The following is a 21,816-nucleotide window of genomic DNA, read 5'->3' as shown; positions in this document are numbered from 1 at the left end:
CCGGGCGCATGATGTGTCCGGAGCCGGTGCCGTGTTTTTTGCGGCAAGCCTGGCCGGGCAGACAGGCGGACCGGTGCTGTGGGTAAAGCCGGAATGGTTTTCCGAGACGCTCAACCCCGTCGGCACCGCCGCTTTTTTCGACCCCAAAGACCTCATCATTGCCCGGACGAAAGACCAGACCGAAACACTTGCCTGCGCCGAGGAGGGCCTGCGCTCGGGCGCGGTCCGGCTGGTCGTCATGGAACTCGACAGACCGATTGAGCTCACCCCCGGCCGCCGTTTGCAGCTTGCGGCAGAAACCGGAAGGACCATCGGCCTGTCACTTTTTCCCGAGGGCATGGGCAATCAGGCGGCAACCACGCGCTGGCTCTGCAAGCCGCGCTTTTCAGCTTCCGACTCGACTCTGCAGGACTGGTCCATTATAAAGAACAAAACAGGAACAAATAGAAGCTGGACCGTAGGCTGGGATGAAACGGCGCGTCGTATCCATGTGGTTTCCGAGATTGCCGAGCGAGCGGGCCCTGAGGCTGCGCCCGGTTGAGGGGCCGTTCGCGATCATCGCCGTCCAGAGCAATCACGAGCGACTTTATGCGCTGAATGAAGCGGCGGAGCGGCAGGGACTGGAATGCGGCATGGGCGTGGCGGATGCCCGCGCCTATGTCCCCGACCTTGTCACCCGCCCTGCCGATATTGACGCCGACCGGCGATTTCTAACCATGCTGGCGCGCTGGGCCACGCGCTACACGCCGCATGCCGGGCTTGATGGCGAGGACGGGCTGGTGCTCGACATCACCGGTGCCGCCCATCTTTTCGGCGGCGAGGCGGCGATGCTGGAGGATATGAAAGACCGCCTTGCCCGCACCCGGCTTTCCGTGAAGATCGGCATTGCCGATACGCGCGGCGCGGCATGGGCGCTTGCCCATTTCGCGCCCGGCATTGCAGGCGCAGGCAAGACCGCACAGGCGCTTGGCCCGCTGCCGGTCGCCGCCCTGAGAACGAATGAGAAGACCGATACGGCCCTCAAACGCCTCGGCCTCAACACCATTGCCGATCTCACCGCCCTGCCGCGGGCAACGCTGGCGCGGCGTTTCGATATGGCGCTAATTGAACGGCTTGACCAGGCGACCGGCCAGCGCGGCGAAACCGTCTCTCCGCTTTCCGAACCGCCGCATTACGGCGTCAGGATGATGCTGCCGGACCCCATCGGCCTCATGGACGATGTCATGGCCGCGCTGTCGCGCCTCATCGAAAGGCTTTGTCAAAAGCTGAAAGCCCGGGAATCCGGAGCACGGCTGTTGCGGCTTACCCTGACGCGGGCCGATTCCACGGCGCAAACCTGCGAATTGCGGCTGGCCCGGCCAATGCGGGAGGCCGCGCGCATTCTCAGCCTGTTCGAACGGTCCGTTGCCGCCGTCGACGCCGGTTTCGGGATCGAGCGGATGCGGCTTGAGGCGACCTCTGTCGAAAACCTGCCGGCTGAACAATTGAGCGACAGCGGCACGGCCCCGGCGGATGCGCTGGACGACCTGATTACCCGTCTCGGCGTCAGGATCGGCATCGACAATATCCTCCGCTTCCAGCCGGTGGAAAGCCATATTCCCGAACGTGGCTTTGCCGAACTGCCGGCCACGGCCGGGCGGATCGATATGGACTGGCATGCCCCCCGCCCCCGCCCGCTGAAGCTTTTTGCCCCCGAGCCGATCACCGCGGCGCCCGCCCGCCGCCCGCCTTCGCGTTTTTCCTGGCGGCGCATGCGCCTTGAAACGGCGAGCACAACCGGCCCGGAGCGGATCGCGCCGGAATGGTGGCGGCCGGATGAGAGCTGGCGCTCGGGGTTGCGCGATTACTGGAAGGTGGAAACCCGTCAGGGCCTGCGACTGTGGATGTATCACACGCCGCAGGCTCCCGGCTGGTTCGTGCACGGCCTGTTTGCGTGAGGCCGTCATGGATTATGCCGAACTCTGCGTCACCACCAATTTCACCTTCCTCACCGGCGCCTCGCACCCGGAGGAAATGGTGGCACGCGCCGCAACCCTGGGGCTTGCCGCCATTGCGATAACCGACCGCAATTCGCTGGCAGGCGTCGTGCGCGGCTTTCGGGAGTTGAAGGAAATCCGCCACCGGCTGGAAACGCCTCCGGAAGAAGGTGAAACGGGCAGCAAAAAACGCCTCGACCCGTCCTCGCGCGTGCCCATAAACGAGACCGCCCCGCAGCAGCCCTCTACGCCGGAGCAGACCCAGTCCCTCCGTCTGCCGCGCCTGCCACGCCTGATTGTCGGCTGCCGTCTGGTGCTTTCCGACAGCCCGGTCGATTTCATTGCCCTGCCCCGCGACAAGCCCGCCTATCAGAAGCTCGTGCGGCTTTTGAGCCGTGGCAAGCTGCGCACGCAAAAGGGCGAATGCCTGCTTTATCTTTCCGACATGCTGGACGGGGCCGAAGGCTCCATCCTGATTGCGCTGCCGCCCGCCACGGACAGGACGGCGGAGAGTGAAGACCATATCGCACAGGCGGCCCGGCGCTTTCCCGGCCATGTGTTTACCGGGGCTGCCCCCCGTTATGACGGTTCCGACCAGGCATGGCTGAAGGCCGTCGCCGCCCTGTCGCACAAGACCGGCGCGCCGATGGTCGCCGTCGGCGACGTGCTGATGCACCATGCCAGCCGCCGCCAGCTTGCCGATGTGTTGACCTGCATGCGCCACCACATCACCATTGATGAAATCGGCCACCGGGCCTTGCCGAATGCCGAGCGGCGGCTGAAAAGCGCGGATGAAATGGCGCATATCTTCCGCGACCATCCGGCCGCAATCCGCCGCACCATGGAAATCGCCGCACGGCTGACCTTCGACCTGAGCGAGCTTTCCTATAACTACCCGGCGGAAATCACACGTGGCGAAGCCCCGCAGGCACGCCTGGCACGGCTGACCTGGGAGGGGCTGAAACGCCGCAACCCGGCGGGCATTCCCGAGCGCCACCGCCAGCTTGCCGAAAAAGAGCTGGCGCTGGTCAATGAACTCGGCTTTGCCGCCTATTTTCTCACCGTCCACGACATCGTCATGTATGCGCGCAAGACAGGCATTCTGTGCCAGGGACGCGGTTCGGCGGCCAATTCCATCCTCTGTTTCGCGCTCGGCATCACCGATGTCAGCCCGGACATGATTTCCATGGTGTTCGAGCGTTTCGTCTCCCGCCATCGCGGCGAGCCACCGGATATCGATGTCGATTTCGAGCATGAAAAGCGCGAAACCGTCATCCAGTATATTTACGACAAATATGGCCGCGACCATGCCGGACTGTGCGCCACCGTCATTCATTTCCGCTCGCGCGCGGCCATTCGCGAAGTGGGCAAGGTGATGGGGCTTTCCAGCGATGTCACCGCTGCCCTTTCCGGCCAGATCTGGGGCATTTCCAGCAAGGGCGCGGAGCCGGAGCGCCTGCGCGAGGTCGGTCTGGACGCCTCCGACCGCAGGCTTGCCCAGACCATCCGCCTGATTGGCGAGATCATCGGCTTTCCCCGCCATCTCTCCCAGCATGTCGGCGGCTTCGTCATCACCCGCGACCGGCTCGACGAACTCTGTCCCATCGAAAATGCCGCCATGGAAAACCGCACCGTGATCGAATGGGACAAGGACGATATCGATGCGCTGAACATTCTCAAGGTCGATGTCTTAAGCCTCGGCATGCTGACCTGCCTGCAAAAAAGCTTCGATCTTTTAAAGGCGCATTACAATCGCCCGCTGACCATTGCCGAGGTGCCGCAGGAGGATGCGGCAACCTATGACATGCTGCAAAACGCCGATGCCATCGGCGTGTTTCAGGTGGAAAGCCGCGCCCAGATGAACTTCCTGCCGCGCATGAAGCCCGAAACCTTTTACGACCTCGTCATCGAGGTGGCGATTGTCCGCCCCGGACCGATCCAGGGCGGCATGGTGCAGCCCTATCTCCGGCGGCGACAGGGGCATGAGGAGGTCACCTATCCGAAGACGGAATTGCGCGACGTTCTGAAAAGGACGAAGGGCGTGCCGCTGTTTCAGGAACAGGCGATGATGATTGCCGTGGTCGCTGCCGGCTTTTCCGCCGAAGATGCCGACCGGCTGCGCCGCTCGCTGGCAAGCTTCCGCCATGTGGGCACGATCGGCGCCTTCGAGACACAGTTCATCAACGGCATGCTCGACAATGGCTATGAACGCGATTTCGCCGAACGCTGCTTTGCCCAGATCAAGGGCTTTGCCGATTACGGCTTTCCCGAAAGCCATGCGGCCGCCTTTGCCATGCTCACCTATGTATCGGCCTGGCTGAAATGCCATTATCCGGCGGTTTTTGCCTGCGCGCTTTTGAACTCCCAGCCGATGGGCTTTTACGCCCCGGCCCAGATCGTGCGCGATGCCCGCGAGCATCAGGTGGAGGTGCGCCCCGTCTCCGTCAACCACAGCGCCTGGGACTGCACGCTGGAGCGCCGCGCCGATGGCGCTCATGCGCTGCGCCTCGGCTTCCGCCAGATCAAAGGCCTGAAAAAGGAGGATGCCGAATGGCTGGAGACCGCGCGCGGCAACGGCTATCAGACGCCGGAAGACGTGTGGCTGCGCGCCGGCCTTTTGCCTGCGGTGCTGGAGCGCCTCGCTGAGGCCGACGCCTTTGCCGATGCCGGTCTATCCCGCCGCGATGCGCTGTGGCGGGTGAAGGCAATCCGCGCGCCGAAACCGCTGCCGCTGTTTTCCGATCCGATTGATGGCGAACATATCAGCGAACCGGATGTGATGCTGCCGGTGATGAACCTTGGCGAGCAGGTGGTGGAGGATTATGTCGCCACCCGCATGAGCCTGCGCGCCCATCCCATGGAGCTTTTACGCCCCAACATGCCGGGGCTGACGCTGCATTCGGCGCTGGCAACGACGCCGCAAAGACGCGTCAGTATCTCAGGCCTCGTCATCACCCGCCAGCGCCCCGGTACCGCTTCCGGCGTCATCTTCCTGACGCTGGAAGACGAGACCGGCGTTTCCAATGTGGTTGTCTGGAAAAAGGTCTATGAACGTTTCCGCCGCACGGTGATGGGCGGCCGCCTCCTGAAGGTGACGGGCAAACTGCAGCGCGAAGGTGTTGTCGTCCATATCATTGCCGAAACCATCGAGGATTGTTCCTGGCGCCTGTCCGAACTCGGCCATCCGATGGACGACGCCATCGGCGTCAACGATCCGAAAGCCGACGCCACGCCGCGCCGGGTCAAGCTCCAGCCCCGCGCCCGCCACCCGCGCGAACAGGCCAAGAAGCTGTTCCCGAGCCGCGATTTTCATTGAGACAGGTCATATTCCCCAACGACATCAAGAGATTGCAAGCTGTTACGAATCATGCAAAAGCGCAATTATTATTGACAGAGAAAGGTTATTCATGTCCCTGGATACGACCGCCGAAAACGCCAACACGCTCGCCTATTGCAACGTCTGCGGCACCCAGATGGCCACCACGGCCCAGTCATGCCCGAAATGCGGTGCGCCCAATGGGCTTGCCGCCCAGCAGGTTTCCAGCAAGACCATGGTCGCGGCAGCCCTGCTTTGCTTCTTCCTCGGAGGCCTCGGCATCCATCGCTTCTATGTTGGCAAGATCGGCACCGGTATCCTGATGCTCCTGACCTTTGGCGGGCTCGGCATCTGGACGATCATCGATTTCGTCATGATTATCGTCGGTTCGTTCCGCGACAAGCAGGGCCTGAAGCTCTCCCGTTAGGCTGATCGACATGCAACACGGCTGGAGCTTTTGCGTCCGGTGCGGCGAGAAAATCGCCTTTTCCGCACCGAAATGCCCGCATTGTGGCAGCGTGACCGCCCGTGGTCAGGCTGCTCCCGAAAACATCAGCAGCAAGAGCTACGGCACCGCCGTCGCGCTTTGCGGTGTTTTCGGCATTGTCGGCGTGCACCATTTCTACATCGGCAATATCGTGCACGGATTTATCGATTTCGGACTGTTTGCGGCGACCGTTTTCTTCTATCTGGCCGGCGCAGCATCAGCCGATGGCGGGTTTCTGGCCATTGCCGGGCTCTGCTTCCTGGCCGATGTGGTGCACACGATTTTCGTGTTCTTTCGCCTGATCGTCGGAAAACAGCATGATGGCGCGGGCAGGCTGATCGCCATACCGTCCGGCTGAAAAGCCGTCCGGTTCCCGGCCTTGCGCAAACAGCCCTGACGGCTGTTTGCGCAAGGCGACTTTCGTCGCACGCGTCAGGTCGAAACGCGTCACCCTCTGACACTGTCAATCGGTCAGAGCGACCCGCAGCGGATAGGTTCCGCGATGCATAAGCGGATCGAGCGGCCCATCGATATGACCGAGCCGAATCAGGTCGTTGCGAAACTGGTAGTCTGCGTAAAAGAAGGCCAGATTTCCCCAGCCGAGGAAATAGCAGAGATCACCCGGCGTCTCGTCCGAAAATGGCGCAAGGCCACCTTCATCGAGACGGCGCGGCAGGTGGGCAATCTTCTCATTGTTGGAAAAATCCTCGATCGTCAGTTCCAGCGGCAGCATCGAAACCAGATCGCGGACCGTCGGATTATCGAACAGCGTATACGTCACGATCTGATCATCGAAGCGGCATTGCAGCTTCAGCGAACCGTCCTGGGCGCGCAGGATCGAAGGCAGCAGAACAGTCGCAGACGCTCCGGCAAGAAAGCTGCGGCGGTTCACAAAGCGGGATCGTGTCTTCATCACATGGCTCCATCGGTTTCTGTCGGGGCAAGGATTACGCTGATTTGCGAAAGCGCCGGTCAGGCCCGCTCGCTCTATTAGCAGGAAATACTGAAAATGGCGCATCAAAGACAGGTGAAGCGGCATTCATGAATTTCCTTCATCACCACAATGAAGAGAGCCCGACTAATCCGAACCTCGCCGGGAACCATATAAGCCGGGAAGGAAAACAAACCCGCCAGGAGAACGCATTTTGACCCGTGAAATTCCCCAGGAAGGCTCGCATAACGAAATCGCCGATACCGGCCGTCGCACCCTTTTGAAGGCCGCAGGCGCCGGCGCCGTGGCGTTCGGAACAGCGTCCCTCGTTGCCGCTTCGGCATCCGCCCAGACCACAACAACAGAAACGGACGAGACAATGACGACAGAATGGGACAAGACCTTTCCGAAAAGCGACAAGGTTGACCACGAAAAGGTCTCCTTCACCAACCGCTACGGCATCACGCTTGTCGGCGACCTCTACATGCCGAAAGAGCGTGCGGACGGCCAGCTTCCGGCAATCGCCGTTGCCGGCCCGTTCGGCGCGGTCAAGGAACAGGCTGCCGGTCTTTACGCCCAGACGATGGCCGAACGCGGCTTCGTCACGGTCGCCTTCGACCCGTCCTATGTCGGTGAAAGCGGCGGCGAACCGCGCAGTGTCGCCTCGCCGGACATCAACACCGAAGATTTCATGGCCGCAATCGATTATCTCGGCCTGAATGACAATGTCGACCGCGAGCGCATCGGCATTATCGGCATTTGCGGCTTCGGCGGCATGGCATTGAACGCTGTCGCAGCCGACAAGCGCGTCAAGGCCGTTGCCACCACCAGCATGTACGACATGTCGCGCGTGATGGCGAAGGGTTACTATGACGCCCTGACCGACGAACAGCGCGCCGAGGGGCTGCGCCAGATGAGCTATCAGCGCTGGGACGATGCGAAAAGCGGCGAGCCGGCGCTGGCCGGCGGCCTGCCCGACAGCCTCGACGGCATCGATGATCCGGTCATCCGCATGTATTACGGCTACTACAAGACCGAGCGCGGTTATCACCCCCGTTCGGTCAACTCCAATGCCGGCTGGACCGTGACCAATCCGCTGTCCTTCATGAACATGCCGCTTCTGACCTATGTCGACGAAATCTCGCCGCGTCCGATGCTGGTCATCGCGGGTTCGGAAGCACATTCGCGCTATTTCACCGAGGACGCCTACAAGGCGGCTGCCGAACCGAAGGAAATCATGATCATCGATGGCGCCGATCACGTCGATCTCTACGACCAGACCGACATCATCCCCTTCGACAAGCTGCAGGGCTTCTTCGAACAGCACCTCGCATAACCACAATAAAAATGCCTGCCGGAGCCCCTCCGGCAGGCACGAGACTGCCGACGGGGCCATACCTTTTTACGAGCATCATCCCCGTCTATTGAAGACCGGCGGAAACCGTGGGGCGAAATGACCGCGAGACGGCCGCCATATACGCCTCTTGACCAACTAGGACATTTGTCCTAATCATAATATCCCAGTGAGGATCGGTCAAAATGGCAAACCCAACAACGCGCAATCTGATTGTCGAAAAGGCCGAGGCGCTGTTCTACGAGGGCGGGTTCGAAGCAACATCGTTTGCCGACATCGCGTCAGCCGTCGGCATCTCGCGCGGCAATTTCTATCACCATTTCAAATCCAAAGATGACATTCTGGACGCCGTTATCTCAAGGCGGCTGGAGACGACCCGTGCGATGCTTGAACGCTGGGAGGCGGAAGACGGCGAGCCGCGACGGCGTATCCGCGCTTTTATCCACATCCTCATCAGCAACCGGGCAAAGATCATGCTCCATGGATGCCCAGTGGGAACGCTCTGTTCGGAACTTGCCAAGCTCGACCACCATCTCATGAGCCGCGCCACCGAAATCTTCATGTTGTTTCGCAATTGGCTTGCCCGCGCGTTTTCAGATCTTGGAGCGGGCGACCGCAGCGATGACCTGGCGCTTCAGGTGCTCACATGGTCACAAGGCGTTGCTGTGATGGCAAGCGCCTTTCGTGATGAAACCTATATCCGCAAGGAAGTCGCCGGAATGGACGACTGGCTCGCGGCCCTGCCGGAAACAATTCCTTCTCTCTTGCCACGGAGCCTGTGATGTTCGTCACCCTACTGAAATTTTCCGACAACCGATCCGAAGCGCCTCAGTTCATGGCCGATCACAATGCCTGGATCGCCAAAGGTTTTGCAGAAAATGCCTTCATCTGTGTCGGCTCACTTGCCGAACAAGGTGGCGGCGCCGTGCTCGCCCACGGCGAAAGCCGGCAGGCGCATGATGCCCGCATTGCAGAGGACCCGTTCGTGGTCCACGGCATTGTCACTGCCGAGACCTTCGAGATCGATGCAAAACGAACATCAGACGCGCTCAGCTTTCTCAAACCAGCGGCTTAGAGGCAGATCGAGCGGTATTTATACCGCTCATATCTTAGCCAGCGCCGCCAGCGCTTCAACACAGGCAGCAGCCGCTTCGCGGCCCTTGTTATGGCTGTCGTCCGCACATCGGGCAAAGGCCTGCTCGGCCGTATAAGTAGTCAGAATGCCGAAAGAGGCAGGCACGCCGGTTTCGAGCGAGACCTGCATCAGCCCGTGGGCGGCAGCTTCCGAAATATATTCGAAATGCGCCGTTTCCCCCTTGATCACCGCGCCGAGGCAGACAACGCCGTCAAACTTGCCGCTCAGCGCCAGTTTTTTCGCCACCAGCGGCGTCTCGAAAGCCCCCGGAACCTCGAAGATATCGGCATCGGCAACCGGTGCGCCGCGTTCCGACAGCTCGGCTTGCGCGCCTTTGAGAAGGCCGCTCGTGACCTTTTCGTTGAAGCGGGAAATGACGATCGCGATACGGTGAGACACAGAGAATTTCCTTTCAGAATCAAAAGTCGGGAGTGATGCTGGCGCGCGGCGCTTACGGCAGGATATGGCCGAATTTTGTGCGCTTTGCCGCCAGATAGGTTTCGTTGAAGGGGTTTGTTGCCGTGATCAGCGGCACCCGTTTCTCGATCGACAGGCCCGCCCGCTCCAGGGCCTCGGGCTTTTCCGGATTGTTGGACAGCAGCCGCAGGCGCGAGATGCCCAGGCTTTTCAGAATATGGACGGCAGCGTGATAATCGCGGGCATCGGCCGGCAGGCCAAGCGCCAGATTGGCCGCATGGGTGTCGAGCCCCTTTTCTTCCTGCAGGCCGTAAGCGCGGATCTTGTTGGCAAGGCCGATACCGCGCCCTTCATGGCCCTTGAGATAGACGATCACGCCGCCCTCTTCGCCGATCATCGCCATGGCCTGATGCAATTGCTCGCCGCAGTCACAGCGAAGCGAGCCGAAAACATCGCCGGTCAGGCATTCGGAATGCACACGCACAAGCGGCGCATTGCCGAGCGGCCCTTTCACCAGCGCCAGATGTTCGGTTCCGTCGATCAGGCTCCTGAACGCATGCGCCTTGAAGCCTGCGACGGCCGTGGGCAGTTCTGCCCGGGCAACTTCCTCGACGAGAATTTCGGTCCGCATGCGGTATTCGGCAAGCTCCCGGATAGTCAGGAGCGGCATGTCGTGGGTTTTCGCAAAGGTTTCCAGATCGGGCCGGCGCGCCATCTCGCCATCGTCGCGCATCACCTCGCAGATGACGGCAGCCGGATTGAGCCCGGCAAGGCGCGCCAGATCGACCGCCCCTTCGGTATGGCCGTCACGCACCAGAACGCCGCCATCGGCCGCGCGCAGCGGAAACATATGGCCGGGCGAAACGATATCGGACGGCACGGCCTGAGGGTTGGCAGCCGCGGCGATGGTGCGGGCGCGCTCGGCCGCCGAAATGCCGGTGGAAATGCCTTCCGCCGCCTCGATGGAAACGGTGAACGCCGTTTCGTGGCGCGCGCGGTTGTTTTGCACCATTGGCTTGAGGCCCAGCCGGTCGACCTGTTCGCCCGTCAGCGTCAGGCAGATCAACCCGCGTGCATGTTTCGCCATGAAATTCACGGCCGCCGGCGTGGCGAAATCGGCAGCGACAACGACATCGCCCTCATTCTCGCGGGTTTCGTCATCGACCAGCAGCACCATGCCGCCGGCTTTCAGTGCAGCAAGGGCCTTTTCCACCGCAGAGGCGGTCAGATTGCGTTCCATCTTGGTCATTCTTGTTCTCCGGGCGGAAAGATCGCCTCGTTCAGGTCGTCAAATTCGTTGGCGCGGCGGAAGATGCGAACCCGGTCGGGGTCGCCTTTGCGGATATGGACATGCTCGTCCCACAGCCCGTTTTCCAGCACCGAGGAGGTCAGCGAGGGGCCGGCTTCGACCAGCACTTCCAGTACGCCACGTTCGCCGAGCATTTGCAGACTGTCCGTCAGGTTTTCGGATATGACGACGGAAAAGCCGCGCGCTTCAGCCGCCGCGATATAATCCGCCGGAACCCTTCCCCGCCGGTCGAGGATCGCCAGCACACGCTGCTTGCCGGCAAAATCGGGAACCCGCCGAACGGTCAGTTCGGGATGATCGGCGAGGATCGTGCCGGACCCCGTCAGGATCGCATCGGCGCGGCGGCGCAGGCGATGGGCAAGCGTCAGGGATGCGGGCGAGGTAAAGGTTTTGGCACCGGCAGGCGGCACCATATTGCCATCGGCATCGACCGCCTGCTTGACCGTGACCCAGGGCAGCCCGGTGACCGTCTGCTTTGCAAAGGGCGCGATCAACCGGGATGACAGAAGCGCCAGCTGCCGGGCCCGCTCATCGGCCATCGCACCGGCAAAGGTGACCAAAAGCCCGGCGGCGGCAAGCCGGGCCGCACCGCCGCCCGTCACACCCGGATTGGGATCGGGGGCGCCGATGACCACGCGCCGGGCCGGCGTTGCCAGGATGGCATCGGCACAGGGCGGCGTGCGGCCGTGATGATTGCAGGGCTCAAGCGTGACGACAACGGTGTGAACCCGGCTGACAAGTCCCGCCGCGCGCGCTTCGGCAATGGCCGCGGCCTCCGCATGCGGGGCTCCGGCCTTGCGGTGAAACCCTTCGGCAAGCACCACGCCGGCGGCATCAAGCAGCACGCAGCCAACGGGCGGATTGGGCGATGTTGCGCCGGCAAACCGCACGGCACCCTCAATGGCGCGGGCGAGCGCGGCCGTCACGACGGCGGCATTCAGATTTTCTGCGGCGGGGTATATGCCCATGCTTTCGCCTCATCATTCGACAAAGACGCCATGCAGGGCAAAAAGCGGGGAAAACACGCATTGCGCCCACAATATGGGATACAATGCGCACCTTGGCACACGCTGTTCTCTTCCATCCGGACTTTAACCGTCGGCTCCGGAATCACACCGGATCTGCTGACCTTCGATTATCAGGAGTTTTCCCTTAAATCGAAGCGCTCGCGGGCTGATGCTCGAAAAGAGCAATTACCGCCGGTGGGGAATTGCACCCCGCCCTGAGAACGTCGCCGACCGGACTTCCGGCCGACGCAATAAACTTAGACACGCGATTTAAATTTGACAAGCGTGAATTTGTGAACAGCCCGTCACGCCCGAAACCCGGCCCGCCAATGCGGTCACACAACGCAGCTGTTCGCCCCGGCAGCGCGAAAGCCTGCTGACGCCGGCCTTCACCTTGCCGGAGCGGCACGTCCTCAGCGGCTGAGCGCCGCAACGATGCCGCGCAATTCGGCAAGCCCCTTCAGGCGGCCGATCGCCGGGTAACCCGGCTGAGCCTTACGGTTCTGGTCATCGAGAATGTCGAGACCGTGATCCGGGCGGAAGGGAATATTCCAGTCGACCCGGCCCGCTTCGCGACGCCGCTTTTCCTCTGCAAGCGCTGCAGCAACAAGCGCGACCATATCGGTATCGCCGCCGAGATGTTCCGACTCGTAGAACGATCCCTTGATGTCGCCGGTCTCGCGGTGAACATTGCGCAGATGCAGGAAATGCACGCGATCGCCAAGCCGCTCCATCATGCCCGGCAGGTCGTTGTCCGGGCGCGCGCCGAGTGAACCGGAGCAGAGCGTAATCCCGTTTGCGGGCGTGTCGACTGCGTCCATCATCATCTTGTAGTCGGCTTCCGTCGACATCACGCGCGGCAGGCCGAGAAGGCCGAAGGGTGGATCATCGGGATGGCAGCAAAGCCTGAGACCGAGCTTTTCGGCAACGGGCGCAACCTCCTCGAGAAAGGCGGTGAAATTGGCGCGCAGCCCGTCCGGCGACATCGCGGCATATTCGCCAAGATGGTGGCGCACATCTTCCAGCGTGAAGCTTTCGGCAGCCCCGGGCAGGCCGAAAACAATGTTTCTGGCAAGCAACTGCTTGCGCGCATCGTCCATATCGGCAAAACGGCGCGCCGCCTCATCGCGGATTGCTTCGGGAAAATCCTCGGCCGCGCCCTTGCGCTTAAGAACATGAATATCGAAAGCGGCAAAATCGGCATAGTCGAAGCGCATGCAGGTTGCACCCGACGGCAGGCGCCAGGCGAGGTCGGTCCGGGTCCAGTCGAGCACCGGCATGAAATTGTAGCAGATCGTCTCGATGCCGGCGCGGCTGAGATTTGCGAGGCTGACCTTGTAGTTTTCGAGATGCGCGCGCCAGTCGCCCTTCTGCTTCTTGATATCTTCCGAAACAGGCAGGCTTTCGACCACTTCCCATTTGAGACCCGAAGGGGTGCCGTCGGCCATGACCGCCAGCTCCTGCTGCCGTTTGGCGATCTCTTCCGGCGTCCAGACCGCGCCTGTGGCCACGTGGTGAAGTGCGGTCACCACACCCTCCACGCCCGCCTGCAGCATGTCATCGACGGATACCCGGTCCAAAGGACCGAACCAGCGCCAAGTCTGCCTCATCATTCTCTCCCTGAGCATATGCGTTATTGCGGCCAAACCTAAGCGAGAAGGTTCGCCCTGTCATACGAAATCACTAGCACCAAATTAGATTGTTGACTAGTATGGAAGTATGGTGCAGACTGAAATTTATCGGGAGGTTCAGACATGTTGCCAGAGACAATAGCCACCAGCATCGCACCGGGCGCACCGGTCGGATCGCAGCTGCACGGCATTCTGCGCGACCTGATCATCCACAATGAACTGCCGCCAGGCTCCCGGCTTTCGGAATCGGAACTGGCAGCACGGTTCGCCGTCAGCCGCCAGCCCGTGCGCGAGGCCTTCATCAAGCTTTCCGAAGAAGGGCTGCTTGAGGTCCGTCCGCAACGCGGCACTTTCGTGCGCCGTATTTCGCAGGCCGCCGTCATGGATGCCCGTTTTGTCCGTGAGGCAATCGAGGCGGATATCGTCAAGCTTCTCGCCGCCGATCCCGATGCCGGACTGGTGGATGAATTGCGGCGGCAGCTTAAGGAACAGAGCGAAGCGGCAACCCGGGATGCCAGCCGGTTCATCCAGCTCGACGAACTGTTTCACAAGACCCTTGCCGATGCCGCCGGCAAGGCAAGGGCCTGGGCGCTCATAGAGGGCCTGAAGGTACAGATGGACCGGGTGCGTTATCTCAGCCTTCTGCGCTTTCCGATGGTCAAGCTGACCGCCCAGCACAAAGCCATTGTCGACGCCATCGGCGCCGGCGATCCACAGGCCGCCGAACGTGCCGTTCGCGGACATTTGCAGGAGATCCTGAGCGATCTTCCCGCCATCTTTGAGGAAAAGCCTGAATTTTTCGAAGCTCCGGGGCGTCAGGCCGCCCCGAACTCCAACGTCTGATAGGGAGGACGACATGACACATTTCACCAAACTGGGCAGCATTGCACTGGCCGGCCTTGCCGCCAGCCTTCTCGCCGGTTCTGCGCTGGCCGCCGACTATACGCTGAACGTCAATACGGCGCTGGCCACCAATGACCCGCTCTACAAGGGCCTCGAAGCGTTCCGCGACAATGTCGCCGAAGCCTCCGACGGCGCGCTCGAGGTGCGGCTGTTTCCGAATTCCCAGCTCGGCCCCGATGAGGACGTGCTCGAGCAGGCTCGCGCCGGCGCTCCCGTTGCCGTTGTCGTCGATGGCGGACGCCTTGCCGTTTTCGTGGATGAGTTCGGTGTGCTCGGTGCGCCCTATCTCGCCAACGGCTATGAGGGTATCCGCAAGGTTGTCACGTCCGACCTCTTCGACGAGTGGGCCGAAAAGCTGCATGACGATGCCGGCCTTGATGTGCTGAGCTTCAACTGGTGGCAGGGTGAACGCCACCTTCTGACCAATGTGGAAATCACCGGTCCGGAAGACCTTTCGGGCATCCGCATGCGCACGCCGGGCGCACCGGTATGGACCGGCACGATCGAGGCCATGGGCGCAACCCCGACGCCGCTGCCCTGGGGCGAGGTCTATTCCGGCCTGTCCTCCAAGGTCATCGATGGCGCCGAAGCCCAGCTTCCCGCCGTTGTCGGCGCCAAGCTCGACGAGGTCATCACCTATGTCACCAAGACCGGCCACATCAACCTGATCACCGGCCTGATCACCTCGGCGGCATGGGTCGATTCGCTTCCCGAAGACCTGCAGACCGTTCTGCATGAAGAAGCGCTGAAGGCTGGCGACATCGCCTCCTATGGCACGCAGGACGCGCTTGAAAGCCTCGAGGCACAGCTGGTCGAAAGCGGCGTCACCGTCAACGAAATCGACGTGACACCGTTCCGCGAAGCAACCGCCGTTGTTTACGACGACCTTGGTTACGGCGACCTGCGCGACCAGCTTCAGGCGATTGCAGCCGAATAAGGATCGCGGCTGCAATATCGCATCCAATCAGACGGGCCGTGCTGTCAGCGATGGCACGGCCCGTCGAAAGCAAACAGATTTCCGACGTTTTCGGAGACATCGGGCGCCGGAAGCAGAACAAAAACAGCGTTGACGAACATTTACCGACCCGCTCCTGGCGCAATGCTCGTCAAACATATCCGGAGGGGGCACCATGCCCGGTTTCCTCGCTAAGATCGAATACGTGGCAGGCGCAACCCTGCTCGCCGTCATCACCATGCTTGTGTTTATCGCCGCCACCATGCGGTTTTTCGGCCACCCGCTGATCTGGTCGGTCGACCTGGCGCAGCTTCTGTTCATCTGGCTCTGTTTCATCGGCGCCGCCCGCGCCCTGCGCGAACGTGGCCATCTGGGCGTCGACTACCTGGTGCGCCCGCTGCCCTTCCGCTACCGGCTGTGGCTGGAAACGGTGCTGGCTGGCATTTTCATCGGGTTCCTGATGCTTCTGGCGGTCGAGGGTTACGATCTGACCATGCTCAACAAGGAGCGTCAGTTCGGCGATTCCGGCTTGTCCTATGCCTGGGTCACCATCGCGGTTCCGGCCGGCTGCGTCATGCTGTCGGTCTCCATCCTCGGCAATCTCGTTCAGGCCTGGCGCCACGCAAAGCAGGAGCAGTTCTTCATCTTTGCCCGCAAGGCGACCGAGGATGAGCCGGTCATCGAAACCAGCGCGACGGAGTAAACATCATGGCCCTTATCGGTATCGTATTTTTCGCGCTGATGCTGGTCGGTGCACCGATTGCCTTTGCGATCGGCATCTCCGGGTTCACCTTTTTCCTGACCTCCGATGTCATGCCGGTGTCGATCGGCGTTCAGAAGATCGCAACGGTCTCGCAGAGCTTTCCGCTTCTGGCCGTTCCCTTCTTCGTTCTGGCCGGACATCTGATGAACGAAAGCGGCATCACCGACCGGCTGTTCCGCTTTTCCAAGGTGGCTGTCGGCTGGATGGCCGGCGGTCTCGCCCAGGTCTCCATCATTCTGTCGACCCTGATGGGCGGCGTTTCGGGCTCGGCCGTGGCCGACGCGGCGATGGAAGCCCGTGTGCTGGGCCCGCAGATGATTTCGAATGGCTATTCCAAGGGCTATTCGGCCGCCGTCATCGCCCTGTCGTCGCTGATCACATCGACCATTCCGCCGTCGATCGGGCTCATTCTATACGGTTATGTCGGTCAGGTTTCGATTGGCCGGCTGTTCATGGCGGGCATCGTTCCCGGCATCCTGATGATGGCCTTCCTGATGGTCGCCGCATGGCTGATCGCCCGCAAACGCGGTTACGTCATGAAGGAAATGAAAAAGCCCACGGGCGGTGAACTCGGTTCGGCGGCATGGGGCGCAAAATGGGCGCTGCTCTTCCCCGTCCTGCTGATCGGCTCCATCCGCGGTGGCCTGTTCACGCCCTCGGAAGTCGGCGCCTTTGCCGTTGTCTATGCCATTCTGGTGGGGCGGTTTGCCCATGGCGACATGACGTTCGAGGCGATCAAGCGCGCCTTCGGCCATGCGCTTTCCGATATCGGCCTGATCATGCTGATCATCCTGATGTCGGGCATGATCGGGTTTGCCATCATCTTCCTGCAGGTGCCGCAGCACGTTGCCGGGTTCATGCTGGAAAGCCTGGCCAATCCGGTTCTGATCGTTGCCGTGATCCTGATCGGCCTGTTCATCGCCGGGCTGTTTTTCGAAAGCACGATCCTGGTGCTGTTGCTGACGCCGATCCTGGTGCCGGTTGTGGTCAAGGCGGGCGTCGACCCGGTTCACTTCGGCATTCTGATGATGACCATCGTTACCTTCGGCTCGATGACGCCACCCGTCGGGGTCGCCATGTTCACGGTCTGCAGCCTGCTCGATACGCCGGTGGAGGAATATGTGAAGGAGGCAATGCCCTTCATCGCCGCCATCCTCGCGCTTGTCGCCCTGCTGCTGTTCGTACCCGGTATCGTCCTGTTCCTCCCGAACCTCATGTATGGCGGCTAGAGCGTTTCAGACTGAAATGGAAGCGTTCTGCGGCAAGGAATTTGCGCCAGAACCAAGGGCTTTGGCGCAGGGCATAGCCGAAGCTATGTCCAAGCCGAAGACCGCCGGTAATGGCGCAAATTCATGCCGCCCTTCGGGTTTGCCGAAACCGGCCATCCACTTTGTCGAAGCCCTTCGACATAGCTATGGCTATGCCGCGCGGGCTTCTTCGCGTGGAATGACCGGTTTCGGCAAACAGAACTGTTTCCATTTCAGTCTGAAACGCTCTAGCAAACCCGCCTTTTGAGGAACACCTCTGGCCGCACCGCATATGGTGCGGCCTTTTTTGTCCCGGCCCTACACCGTCTCCGGACGGACAACCCAGGTCCCGTCATCGGCAGGCCGGAACTGGGGAATATGGGCAAGTGCGTGGACAAGAGCCGCATCATCCCCCAGCACGCCCTCCCATTCCCGCGCTTCCGTCAGGATCACGCCAAGGCCGACAACCTCGCCGCCGGCCTGGCGCACCAGTTCCGCCGAACCCTTGAGGCTTGAGCCCGAGGCCACGACATCGTCGACGACGACAACCCGCCGCCCCTTGAGCAGCGGCACCGCGCGCGCATCCAGAAGCAGCCGCTGCGCGCCTTTTGACGTGATCGAGGTGATTTTCTGTTCGAGCGCCGATCCCAGATGCACCTTGGGCGACTTCTGCAGGATCACGTAGCGGTCGAGGCCCAGCGCCCGCGTCACCTCGATTGCAACCGGAATGCCAAGCGTGGCCGCGCCAACCACGATATCCGGCTTCAGCGGCGCCAGCGCGTCGGCAAGCTTCCGCCCGCAATGCGCCCCGAAACGGACCCCGAGATCGATCACCATCATCAGCGAAATCGCAAGATCGGGCTTTATGGCAATGAGCGGCAATTCGACCGGAAAACCATCCACCGAAACGGTGTGGCGCTGACTGGTGACAACGGGCTGGAAAGGATCAGACATGGGGAGCTCCTGCGAATATGCGCAAGCCCCTGTTCACGCCCGCCGGCCCTTTAAGACGCGGGGCAGACGAAAGGTTGCTTGCGCCCGCCATCATAGGACACCGCAAAACCGCCCGCCAGCAGAAGATGGCTGAGATCACGGGCATCGGGCAGCGCGACATCGGCCACCACGCGACCGAAATACTTGTCGCCGGCGATCTGCCTGAGTTGCACGGTATCGCCTTCATGGAGGAGTGAAACGACATAATCCCGGGCAATCGATGCCGCCTGCCGCTCTGCATCGCAGGACGACCTGAGCTCCGGCGTATCGACACCGCGTATCCTCACCGAGGTCTCGACGATCTGCCCCGGCCACGGCCGCGCCGCAACGACGATCGTGTCACCATCGATCACGCGCACAACGTCCGCACGCACCGGCCCCGCGTAAACATCCGCAGCGCGGGCGGCAGGCAGCGAGAGCAGGCAGGCAAACAGGGCCGCCGACAACGGTTTCAAGACAAAGCGAATCATGAAAAGGAATTTATTCCTCAAAATTGAGGATTACAATAGGAATTATAACCTACATCAGAAATCGATGGCACGGCCCTTGATTTCCCAGTCGCCATAGCGGGCCGGGTCCAGTCCGCCGCGCCCGCCAATTTCGTTTGCCGGACGTTCGGCGGCCGCGGCAGCCTTGCGGCGCTCTTCGGCCTCGGCAAGGGCGCGCTTGGCAGCCTCCGGCAGATTTGCGCGCCGCTCTTCCTCCGGATCTGTTGCCGGCAGTTCGGAACCTGAGGTCAAGGCAGCAAGCTGTTCTGCCGAAGGCATGCCGTCTGCCTGGCTATCCCGGCTTTCGTTATCGGCGGTCTTGTCCGTCCTGTCTTTCTCGCTCATTTCAAAAACTTTCTGCCATACTGCGCGAACCGGGGCGCAGGAATATTGATATATGATCGACTGTGCCCCACTTATAGTCGGATTTCGAGTCCAGCATATAGTCGGACTTTGCGTCCAGTATAAGGTCCCATTCGCTTCTGGAGACATCAAGATGAATCTTGTTCGCACTGCCATGCTGATTGCCTTCATGACGGCGCTGTTCATGGCCATCGGCTTCATGATCGGCGGCAGGGCCGGGATGATGATCGCGCTCATGATCGCCGCGGGCATGAACCTGTTTTCCTTTTGGAATTCGGACAAGATGGTGCTGCGCATGTACGGGGCGCGGGAGGTCGATGCTGCAAGCGATCCGGAATATTACAACCTCATCCGCGAACTGGCGCACCGCGCCGGCCTGCCGATGCCCAAAGTCTATCTCTACGACAGCCCGCAGCCGAACGCGTTTGCAACCGGACGCAGTCCGCAAAACGCCGCCGTTGCCGCCTCGACGGGCATCCTGAAAATGCTCTCGCGCGAGGAACTGGCGGGCGTCATGGCCCATGAGCTTGCCCATGTGCAGCACCGCGACACGCTGACCATGACCATCACCGCCACGCTGGCCGGCGCGATTTCCATGCTCGGCAATTTCGCCTTTTTCTTCGGCGGCAACCGCAACAATCCGTTCGGTTTCGTCGGCGTGCTGGTCGCCATGATCGTCGCGCCGCTGGCAGCCGGGCTGGTGCAGATGGCCGTCAGCCGCACACGGGAATATTCGGCCGACAAGCGCGGCGGCGAGGTGTGCGGCAACCCGCTGTGGCTCGCCTCCGCACTGCGCAAGATCGCCCACGGCAATGAAGTCATCCATAATGAACGGGCCGAGCGCAACCCGGCCACGGCGCACATGTTCATCATCAATCCGCTGTCGGGCCAGAACATGGACAACCTGTTTTCCACCCACCCGAATACGGAAAACCGCATTGCCGCCCTTCAGCAACAGGCCGCTCAGATGGGCGCGACCTCGACGGCAGCGCCCGGGCCTGCTAAGGCGACCCGCAGATCGCGTTCGGTGCCCGATACCGGCCGCAGCAATGGCGGTGCGCCGCCCTTCAAAGGTCCCTGGTCTTGAATGATGACATGAAACGAACGGGTGCAAAAAAAGCCCGTTCGCAAAATCCCGGCCCCGCGCCCGAGAAAAAGCCGGGCTATGCCCCACGCGCCGCCGCCTCGAAAATCCTCGCCGCCGTTGTCGACCGCAAGACGCCGCTTGACGGCATGCTCGACAGCGAGCACGGCAATGGTGCCTATCGCAGCCTTTCGGCAGCGGATCAGTCGCTCTGCCGCGCGCTGGTGCTGACCTCGCTGCGCCACAAGCCGATGCTCGATGCCGCCATCGCCCGTCTGCTCGAACGGCCGTTGCCCTCGGGCGCGCGTGCGCTGGCCCATGTGCTGACGATTGCCGCCGCACAGATCCTCTATCTCGATATTCCCGATCATTCCGCTGTCGATATCGCGGTCGAACAGGCCGGTGCGGACCCGCGCAACAAACGGTTTGCCGGCCTCGTCAATGCTGTGCTCCGCCGGCTTTCGCGGCGGAAGGACAAGACGCTTGCCGAGCTTGAAAACCTGTCACCGATCCCCGACTGGTTCCGCGAACGGCTCGTTGAAGTCTATGGCGCGGAAAAGGCCTTCGCCATCGGCCGGGCGCAGCTGACCCCGCCCAGCATCGACATTTCGGTCAAATCCGATGCCGAAGGCTGGGCCGAAAAGCTCGGCGGCACGGTGCTTTCGACGGGCACGATCCGCCTCGACAAACCATCCGGCGCGGTGACCGGGATGGAGGGCTTTGACGCCGGCGAATGGTGGGTGCAGGACGCCGCCGCCGCAATTCCGGCGCGGCTTTTCGGCGATCTGACGGGCAAACGCGTCATTGACCTCTGCGCCGCGCCCGGCGGCAAGACGGCGCAGCTCATTCTTCAGGGTGGAGATGTGACCGCGCTGGAACGTTCGAAAAGCAGGCTCAGACGCCTTGAGCAGAACCTCGAACGCCTGAAGCTTTCGGCGGAGACGATCTGCGCCGACATGATGGAATACCAGCCCGAAACGCTTTTCGACGCCGCCCTTGTGGATGCGCCCTGTTCGTCGACGGGCACCGTCCGCCGCCATCCGGACGTGCTCTGGACCAAGGATTTCGCCGATATCGAAAAGTTGGCCGATGTGCAGTATGCCATGCTCAACCGTGCACTCGCCATGGTTCGCCCCGGCGGCATCGTGATCTTTTCCAACTGCTCGCTCGACCCGCTGGAAGGCGAGGCCAATGTGGCCCGGCTGCTTGCGGAAAGAGAAGATGTCGAACGCGCGGCGTTCCCGCCGGAGACCACCGGACCGATCAGTCATCTGCTTAATGCCGACGGCGCGATCCGCACCACGCCTGCCGACATGCTTGACGGCGCGACCGGTCTCGACGGCTTTTATGCAGTGGCGATCCGGAAGCTCTGACACCATTTTCGCGCCAAGTTCTTGAATTAAACGCCGTAATCATGCATTCCCGCATATAAGAAAAACAATATCTGCGCGTTAAGC

22 protein-coding genes and 1 riboswitch are annotated in these 21,816 nt (G+C 61.6%); of the genes, 14 read left to right on the top strand and 8 right to left on the bottom strand.

The window, feature by feature from the left end:
* The first annotated feature begins 31 nt into the window (after positions 1-31).
* The 5 genes from ABID12_RS10630 (at position 32) to ABID12_RS10610 (ending at position 6,137) form a co-directional block, all read left to right on the top strand.
* On the top strand, positions 32-541 hold the full coding sequence (locus ABID12_RS10630; protein ID WP_354434187.1) for an ImuA family protein: 510 nt from the start codon (positions 32-34) through the stop codon (positions 539-541).
* Positions 468-1,937, top strand: coding sequence for a Y-family DNA polymerase (locus tag ABID12_RS10625; protein ID WP_354434186.1), 1,470 nt, complete (start codon positions 468-470; stop codon positions 1,935-1,937). The genes ABID12_RS10630 and ABID12_RS10625 overlap by 74 nt, the downstream gene beginning before the upstream one ends.
* Positions 1,938-1,944: 7 nt before the next feature.
* Positions 1,945-5,292 (top strand): error-prone DNA polymerase, encoded by a 3,348-nt coding sequence (locus ABID12_RS10620; RefSeq protein WP_354434185.1) that lies wholly within the window; start codon positions 1,945-1,947, stop codon positions 5,290-5,292.
* 91 nt (positions 5,293-5,383) lie between these two features.
* Positions 5,384-5,719 carry a TM2 domain-containing protein gene (locus ABID12_RS10615; protein WP_354434184.1) on the top strand — a complete coding sequence of 112 codons (336 nt, stop codon included), beginning with the start codon at positions 5,384-5,386 and terminating at the stop codon, positions 5,717-5,719.
* Between the two features lie 10 nt (positions 5,720-5,729).
* Positions 5,730-6,137, top strand: coding sequence for an NINE protein (locus tag ABID12_RS10610; RefSeq protein ID WP_106303098.1), 408 nt, complete (start codon positions 5,730-5,732; stop codon positions 6,135-6,137).
* A 105-nt stretch (positions 6,138-6,242) separates the two neighbouring features.
* On the opposite strand, the gene ABID12_RS10605 is transcribed toward ABID12_RS10610, so the two are convergent.
* Entirely contained in the window at positions 6,243-6,692 is a 450-nt protein-coding gene (locus tag ABID12_RS10605; protein ID WP_354434183.1) for a cyclophilin-like fold protein, read from the bottom strand.
* Between the two features lie 232 nt (positions 6,693-6,924).
* Here ABID12_RS10605 and ABID12_RS10600 point away from each other — a divergent pair, with 232 nt between their 5' ends.
* From ABID12_RS10600 to ABID12_RS10590, 3 genes are all read left to right on the top strand, one after another.
* Entirely contained in the window at positions 6,925-8,046 is a 1,122-nt protein-coding gene (locus tag ABID12_RS10600) for an alpha/beta hydrolase (RefSeq protein WP_354434182.1), read from the top strand.
* Positions 8,047-8,249: 203 nt separating this feature from the next.
* Positions 8,250-8,846 (top strand): TetR/AcrR family transcriptional regulator, encoded by a 597-nt coding sequence (locus ABID12_RS10595; RefSeq protein ID WP_354434181.1) that lies wholly within the window; start codon positions 8,250-8,252, stop codon positions 8,844-8,846.
* On the top strand, positions 8,846-9,139 hold the full coding sequence (locus ABID12_RS10590; RefSeq protein ID WP_354434180.1) for a YciI family protein: 294 nt from the start codon (positions 8,846-8,848) through the stop codon (positions 9,137-9,139). The genes ABID12_RS10595 and ABID12_RS10590 overlap by 1 nt, the downstream gene beginning before the upstream one ends.
* Positions 9,140-9,166: 27 nt before the next feature.
* Here the strand turns inward: ABID12_RS10590 and ribH are convergent, their stop codons facing one another.
* The 4 genes from ribH to uxuA all read right to left on the bottom strand — a co-directional run bounded on the left by ribH (position 9,167) and on the right by uxuA (position 13,542).
* Positions 9,167-9,598, bottom strand: coding sequence for a 6,7-dimethyl-8-ribityllumazine synthase (ribH, locus tag ABID12_RS10585; RefSeq protein ID WP_354434179.1), 432 nt, complete (start codon positions 9,596-9,598; stop codon positions 9,167-9,169).
* A 52-nt stretch (positions 9,599-9,650) separates the two neighbouring features.
* A complete protein-coding gene (ribB, locus tag ABID12_RS10580) occupies positions 9,651-10,865 on the bottom strand; it encodes a 3,4-dihydroxy-2-butanone-4-phosphate synthase (RefSeq protein WP_354434178.1) in 1,215 nt (404 codons plus the stop codon).
* Positions 10,862-11,893, bottom strand: a complete 1,032-nt coding sequence (gene ribD, locus ABID12_RS10575; RefSeq protein WP_354434177.1) for a bifunctional diaminohydroxyphosphoribosylaminopyrimidine deaminase/5-amino-6-(5-phosphoribosylamino)uracil reductase RibD — start codon at positions 11,891-11,893, stop codon at positions 10,862-10,864. The genes ribB and ribD overlap by 4 nt, the downstream gene beginning before the upstream one ends.
* 100 nt (positions 11,894-11,993) lie before the next feature.
* Positions 11,994-12,159, bottom strand: a riboswitch (FMN riboswitch).
* A 186-nt stretch (positions 12,160-12,345) separates the two neighbouring features.
* A complete protein-coding gene (gene uxuA, locus ABID12_RS10570) occupies positions 12,346-13,542 on the bottom strand; it encodes a mannonate dehydratase (RefSeq protein ID WP_354434289.1) in 1,197 nt (398 codons plus the stop codon).
* Positions 13,543-13,686: 144 nt separating this feature from the next.
* On the opposite strand from uxuA, the gene ABID12_RS10565 reads away from it, so the two are divergent.
* The 4 genes from ABID12_RS10565 to ABID12_RS10550 all read left to right on the top strand — a co-directional run bounded on the left by ABID12_RS10565 (position 13,687) and on the right by ABID12_RS10550 (position 17,413).
* Positions 13,687-14,406, top strand: a complete 720-nt coding sequence (locus ABID12_RS10565) for a GntR family transcriptional regulator (protein WP_354434176.1) — start codon at positions 13,687-13,689, stop codon at positions 14,404-14,406.
* Positions 14,407-14,419: 13 nt separating this feature from the next.
* On the top strand, positions 14,420-15,403 hold the full coding sequence (locus ABID12_RS10560) for a C4-dicarboxylate TRAP transporter substrate-binding protein (RefSeq protein WP_354434175.1): 984 nt from the start codon (positions 14,420-14,422) through the stop codon (positions 15,401-15,403).
* A gap of 193 nt (positions 15,404-15,596) precedes the next feature.
* Positions 15,597-16,124, top strand: a complete 528-nt coding sequence (locus ABID12_RS10555; RefSeq protein WP_354434174.1) for a TRAP transporter small permease — start codon at positions 15,597-15,599, stop codon at positions 16,122-16,124.
* 5 nt (positions 16,125-16,129) lie between these two features.
* Positions 16,130-17,413, top strand: coding sequence for a TRAP transporter large permease (locus tag ABID12_RS10550; protein ID WP_354434173.1), 1,284 nt, complete (start codon positions 16,130-16,132; stop codon positions 17,411-17,413).
* Between the two features lie 336 nt (positions 17,414-17,749).
* Here the strand turns inward: ABID12_RS10550 and ABID12_RS10545 are convergent, their stop codons facing one another.
* Genes ABID12_RS10545 through ABID12_RS10535 form a run of 3 tightly spaced genes read right to left on the bottom strand, consistent with a single transcriptional unit; the run spans position 17,750 to position 19,191 of the window.
* Positions 17,750-18,385, bottom strand: coding sequence for a phosphoribosyltransferase family protein (locus tag ABID12_RS10545; protein WP_354434172.1), 636 nt, complete (start codon positions 18,383-18,385; stop codon positions 17,750-17,752).
* Positions 18,386-18,435: 50 nt separating this feature from the next.
* A complete protein-coding gene (locus ABID12_RS10540; protein ID WP_354434171.1) occupies positions 18,436-18,894 on the bottom strand; it encodes a thermonuclease family protein in 459 nt (152 codons plus the stop codon).
* Between the two features lie 54 nt (positions 18,895-18,948).
* The gene (locus ABID12_RS10535) at positions 18,949-19,191 is read right to left on the bottom strand and encodes a DUF1674 domain-containing protein (protein ID WP_435528219.1); all 243 of its coding nucleotides are present in this window, start codon (positions 19,189-19,191) and stop codon (positions 18,949-18,951) included.
* A gap of 217 nt (positions 19,192-19,408) precedes the next feature.
* Between ABID12_RS10535 and htpX the strand changes: the two genes are divergently transcribed.
* Positions 19,409-20,362 carry a zinc metalloprotease HtpX gene (gene htpX / locus ABID12_RS10530; protein ID WP_106303133.1) on the top strand — a complete coding sequence of 318 codons (954 nt, stop codon included), beginning with the start codon at positions 19,409-19,411 and terminating at the stop codon, positions 20,360-20,362.
* A gap of 8 nt (positions 20,363-20,370) precedes the next feature.
* Positions 20,371-21,732 (top strand): RsmB/NOP family class I SAM-dependent RNA methyltransferase, encoded by a 1,362-nt coding sequence (locus ABID12_RS10525; RefSeq protein ID WP_354434170.1) that lies wholly within the window; start codon positions 20,371-20,373, stop codon positions 21,730-21,732.
* The last annotated feature ends 84 nt before the right edge of the window (positions 21,733-21,816 follow it).

Origin of the sequence: Martelella mangrovi, from assembly GCF_040545495.1 — a bacterium.
GTDB lineage: Bacteria > Pseudomonadota > Alphaproteobacteria > Rhizobiales > Rhizobiaceae > Martelella > Martelella mangrovi.
The sequence above is the reverse complement of the archived record's forward strand: the minus strand, read 5'-3'. Positions and strand labels throughout refer to the sequence as shown.

What these genes read in the sequence shown, in the direction of transcription:
- ABID12_RS10625 (WP_354434186.1), top strand. Translation starts at nt 468, where the DNA reads ATGAAACGGCGCGTCGTATCCATGTGGTTTCCGAGATTGCCGAGCGAG.
- ABID12_RS10620 (WP_354434185.1), top strand. Translation starts at nt 1,945, where the DNA reads ATGGATTATGCCGAACTCTGCGTCACCACCAATTTCACCTTCCTCACC.
- ABID12_RS10615 (WP_354434184.1), top strand. Translation starts at nt 5,384, where the DNA reads ATGTCCCTGGATACGACCGCCGAAAACGCCAACACGCTCGCCTATTGC.
- ABID12_RS10610 (WP_106303098.1), top strand. Translation starts at nt 5,730, where the DNA reads ATGCAACACGGCTGGAGCTTTTGCGTCCGGTGCGGCGAGAAAATCGCC.
- ABID12_RS10605 (WP_354434183.1), bottom strand. Translation starts at nt 6,692, where the DNA reads ATGAAGACACGATCCCGCTTTGTGAACCGCCGCAGCTTTCTTGCCGGA.
- ABID12_RS10595 (WP_354434181.1), top strand. Translation starts at nt 8,250, where the DNA reads ATGGCAAACCCAACAACGCGCAATCTGATTGTCGAAAAGGCCGAGGCG.
- ABID12_RS10590 (WP_354434180.1), top strand. Translation starts at nt 8,846, where the DNA reads ATGTTCGTCACCCTACTGAAATTTTCCGACAACCGATCCGAAGCGCCT.
- ribB (WP_354434178.1), bottom strand. Translation starts at nt 10,865, where the DNA reads ATGACCAAGATGGAACGCAATCTGACCGCCTCTGCGGTGGAAAAGGCC.
- ribD (WP_354434177.1), bottom strand. Translation starts at nt 11,893, where the DNA reads ATGGGCATATACCCCGCCGCAGAAAATCTGAATGCCGCCGTCGTGACG.
- uxuA (WP_354434289.1), bottom strand. Translation starts at nt 13,542, where the DNA reads ATGAGGCAGACTTGGCGCTGGTTCGGTCCTTTGGACCGGGTATCCGTC.
- ABID12_RS10565 (WP_354434176.1), top strand. Translation starts at nt 13,687, where the DNA reads ATGTTGCCAGAGACAATAGCCACCAGCATCGCACCGGGCGCACCGGTC.
- ABID12_RS10560 (WP_354434175.1), top strand. Translation starts at nt 14,420, where the DNA reads ATGACACATTTCACCAAACTGGGCAGCATTGCACTGGCCGGCCTTGCC.
- ABID12_RS10555 (WP_354434174.1), top strand. Translation starts at nt 15,597, where the DNA reads ATGCCCGGTTTCCTCGCTAAGATCGAATACGTGGCAGGCGCAACCCTG.
- ABID12_RS10550 (WP_354434173.1), top strand. Translation starts at nt 16,130, where the DNA reads ATGGCCCTTATCGGTATCGTATTTTTCGCGCTGATGCTGGTCGGTGCA.
- ABID12_RS10545 (WP_354434172.1), bottom strand. Translation starts at nt 18,385, where the DNA reads ATGTCTGATCCTTTCCAGCCCGTTGTCACCAGTCAGCGCCACACCGTT.
- ABID12_RS10540 (WP_354434171.1), bottom strand. Translation starts at nt 18,894, where the DNA reads ATGATTCGCTTTGTCTTGAAACCGTTGTCGGCGGCCCTGTTTGCCTGC.
- ABID12_RS10535 (WP_435528219.1), bottom strand. Translation starts at nt 19,191, where the DNA reads ATGCCTTCGGCAGAACAGCTTGCTGCCTTGACCTCAGGTTCCGAACTG.
- htpX (WP_106303133.1), top strand. Translation starts at nt 19,409, where the DNA reads ATGAATCTTGTTCGCACTGCCATGCTGATTGCCTTCATGACGGCGCTG.
- ABID12_RS10525 (WP_354434170.1), top strand. Translation starts at nt 20,371, where the DNA reads ATGAAACGAACGGGTGCAAAAAAAGCCCGTTCGCAAAATCCCGGCCCC.